We start from the raw sequence: 3,648 nt of genomic DNA, 5'->3' as shown, positions 1-3,648 counted from the left end.
TAGACATATTAAATCCATCAGAATACAACGGCAATAATATCCTGCCTCCGGCAAGCCGCAAAGGTTTAATTCTTGTCATCCACCCAATGCTTCTTTTTGCAAAATCCTTGCTGGCTTCAATGATCATTTCATCATATTTGGATGCATAGGCTGCAGAGCCACTGGTGTTTTTTGTAAGCCGGTTAAATTGAATGGCAGTCTCAGTTGCAAAACTATCGTTTGGTGCAAGCAATATATTGTCTTGCCAGTTCCATGACGGCGCACCACTTTCATTGTAATTGATTGAGGTACGGTATTTCAATATGGAGCATTCCCACCGGTGTGCCTGTACGGCAATCCAGATAAGAAATAACTTGTTCTTCTTGTTAAGAAACAGTACGGGGTTACAGTCGGGCAAACCATAGGTATCTGCCATTTCAAAAGGGGTACTCCAAACAGCGGCACCTTTGCTTAAACGGGCACCCATAATTTTTACATCATCTGCAGTTCGTTCGCCACTTCCTTGAAACCATGCTGCCAGCACATCTCCATTGGGCAAGCTTACAACGCTGCTGCCATGCGTATGTTGAGGCTGCATAGGGAAGATGAGGCATTCAGACACAGGAGATAGTTTTTCCGTTGCCGGTTGTGCCAGCATTGTATGGCATACAAAAATACCCGCCAAAAAAAGTACAAATATTTTTTTCATTTAATAGTGTTTGTAAAGTTAAAAAAGTCAATCTTCTGCTACTTAAAGCCACGCAAATAATGAAGTTAATCATTTAATAAAATAAAATCTGTTTGGTTTTTATCAGGATGATTTATATTTAATGCCTGCTATAAATAGATGGCATTTTTTTCCCTTACAATAAATACAAACAGCATGAACACGAATGAAAAAAAATTTGTTCCGGTGATGATCACGCCTTTTAACTTAAAAGCCAAGGTAGATATGGATGCTTTAAACAGCCTGGTTGATTTTTATCTGGCAGCCGGTGTAAAAGGATTTTTTGCCAATTGTTTAAGCAGTGAAATGTTCAGCATTAGTGAAGATGAAAGGCTTGAAATAACAAAGCATATTGTTGATTATGTAAATGGAAGAGTGCCCGTAGTGGCTACCGGATCATTTGGCTTAACGATTGAAGCCAAAGCAAGATTTACAAAAAAAATATACTATACCGGTATTGATGCGGCTATCATGATTACTGGTCACTTTGCAAATATTGATGACGGCGATGAGGTATTGTTGCGTAATTTTGAAAAGATGTTTGAACTTACGGGCAATATACCGCTGGGTATGTATGAATGCCCTGCTCCTTATAAAAGAATTATTTCTCCGGATGTTTTTAAACAGCTATTAAGTTTTAACAGACTGATTTATCATAAGGATACCTCTATAGAACACAGCCAGGTAAAAGCAAAGCTGGATATTTTAAAAGATACGGGAAACAGCACACTGGAATTTTATGATGCTCATACACCGAACGCCCTGTTTTCATTGCAGGCGGGAGCCAAAGGCATGTCGTCTATTTCAGGAAATTTTTATCCCGAAATATTGGTTTGGATGTGCAATAATGCCACTAACCCCGATAAGCAGGAAGACGTACAATGGCTGCAATCGGAACTTACCAGGGTTGATCCGTTGATTCACCAGGCATACCCAATGAGTGCAAAGTATTTTTTACAGAAAAGAGGATTGCCCATCCGTACCATTAGCAGAACCTTTGCGATGGAACTAACCCCTGAGCAGAAAAAAACACTGGATGACATACACATCAGTTTTCTTGGCTGGTGCGACAGACTAGGGATAAAGCCCGTTATTTAATATTGCCTTTTTTTAGAAGATTGCCATTAAGCTATTATGAAACACCTACCGGTTGCAGACCTCGCGATTATTGCATTTTATATGCTGGCCATGATATTGACTGGTGTATGGTTTTCAAAAAAAAATAAAAATCCCGATCAATTTACAAAAGCTTCCGGTAAAATACCCCAGTGGGCCGTGGGCATATCTATCTATGCTACATTTTTAAGCAGTAATACTTTTTTGGGTGTACCTGGCAAAGCTTTTGGCACCAATTGGAACGCCTTTGTTTTTAGTTTGTCCATGCCTTTTGCCGCGTTTATAGCTGCAAAATATTTTATTCCTTTTTACAGAAACAGTGGGGAGGTATCTGCCTATACCCATTTGGAGCGCCGCTTTGGCGCATGGGCACGCACGTATGCTGTTATCTGTTTTTTACTTACACAACTCGCCCGCATGGGCTCTGTTTTCTTTGGCATTGCGCTCAGCCTGCAGGCAATGACCGGATATTCTATGCAGACCATCATGATTGTAATGGGCATCATCATTATTATCTACACGGTACTGGGAGGCATGGAAGCGGTAATCTGGACAGAAGTTGCGCAAGGGATTATCAAAACTTTTGGCGCTATCATCATACTGTATTTCATCATCAGTAAAATGCCCGGTGGCATGAGCCATATTATTGCTATTGGAACAGCCGACAGCAAATTCAGCCTGGGTAGTTTCAGACCCAACTTTACTGCTTCTACCTTCTGGGTAATATTTCTTTACGGCATTTTTATAAATCTTAATAATTTTGGAATGGATCAAAATTATATCCAGCGCTACCAGGCAACCGGCTCTAATAAAGAAGCCGCCAAATCTTTATGGCTTTGTATAAAATTATATTTGCCGGTTTCGCTGCTATTTTTTATTATCGGGTCTTCTTTGTACGCCTGGTATCAGGTACACCCCGAGATGCTGGATGCCATCAGGCTTAGAGCTGCTGCCGATCGCTTACCCGCCACTGTTTCGCCACAGGAGATTAGCGCATTGGCGCAAACTTTACAACCTGCTGATTATGGAGATAAGGTATTGCCAGACTTTATGGTAAACGTATTACCGGTGGGCATAGTGGGTATAATAGTATCTGCCATTCTTTCGGCAGCCATGAGTACCATCAGCTCCGGCATGAATGCCTGTGCAACTGTGTTTACTTTCGATATTTATAAGCGGTATGTAAAACAGGATATCACCAGCCGGCAAACCATGACGTTGCTTTTTGTTTCCACTTTTGTTGTGGGGGTATTGGCTGTTATAACCGGCATAGCCATGATAGGTGTTAAAAGTATCCTGGATGTATGGTGGCAGCTATCCGGTATTTTTGCTGCTGGTATGTTGGGTCTTTTTCTGCTGGGTATTGTTAGCCACCGTGCAAAAAGTGCAGAAGCATTGATTGCCGTGATCCTTGGTGTGTTGGTAATTGCGTGGATGACTTTTTCCAAAATGATCCCGGAACAATATGCATGGTTGCGCAGCAGCCTCAACAGCAATATGGTAATAGTTATTGGTACGCTTACTATTTTTCTCGCAGGTATTTTTCTTGCTTTCTTAAAAAAATCGTTGCAAAAAATAGTATAATTTTTATTTTAATTCTTTACTATAAATTTTATCCTGCATAAAATTTCCCGTTCTGATTCCTGCATAATTAATTTATTGCTTGTGCTACTTATCAACCGATAAGAATAAGTTATTCAAATATTCTTACTACACCCTCTTTTTCATCAGCCGTTAACCCTTCAACCAATTGCTTATTGTATACCTGATATTGAATTATTTTGTTAGCAGGATACAAGCCAGATATTTTTTTTATTACATCAGCC

Annotated in this window: 3 protein-coding genes; 2 read left to right on the top strand and 1 reads right to left on the bottom strand. The window is 40.2% G+C overall.

Going from position 1 to position 3,648, the window contains the following annotated elements:
• The coding region (locus H7254_RS01045) for an exo-alpha-sialidase (protein ID WP_301931210.1) at positions 1 to 688 on the bottom strand (688 nt) is incomplete at its 3' end.
• 174 nt (positions 689 to 862) lie between these two features.
• Between H7254_RS01045 and H7254_RS01040 the strand changes: the two genes are divergently transcribed.
• Positions 863 to 1,804 carry a dihydrodipicolinate synthase family protein gene (locus tag H7254_RS01040; RefSeq protein ID WP_301931209.1) on the top strand — a complete coding sequence of 314 codons (942 nt, stop codon included), beginning with the start codon at positions 863 to 865 and terminating at the stop codon, positions 1,802 to 1,804.
• A 36-nt stretch (positions 1,805 to 1,840) separates the two neighbouring features.
• Positions 1,841 to 3,406: a sodium:solute symporter gene (locus H7254_RS01035; RefSeq protein ID WP_301931208.1), complete on the top strand. Its 1,566-nt coding sequence runs from the start codon at positions 1,841 to 1,843 to the stop codon at positions 3,404 to 3,406.
• Positions 3,407 to 3,648: the final 242 nt, after the last annotated feature.

Source organism: Ferruginibacter sp., from assembly GCF_014377975.1.
In the GTDB taxonomy this organism is placed as follows: Bacteria; Bacteroidota; Bacteroidia; order Chitinophagales; family Chitinophagaceae; genus Ferruginibacter.
The sequence above is the reverse complement of the archived record's forward strand: the minus strand, read 5'-3'. Positions and strand labels throughout refer to the sequence as shown.

Coding starts and splice junctions, on each gene's coding strand:
- H7254_RS01040 (WP_301931209.1), top strand. CDS start 863: ATGAACACGAATGAAAAAAAATTTGTTCCGGTGATGATCACGCCTTTT.
- H7254_RS01035 (WP_301931208.1), top strand. CDS start 1,841: ATGAAACACCTACCGGTTGCAGACCTCGCGATTATTGCATTTTATATG.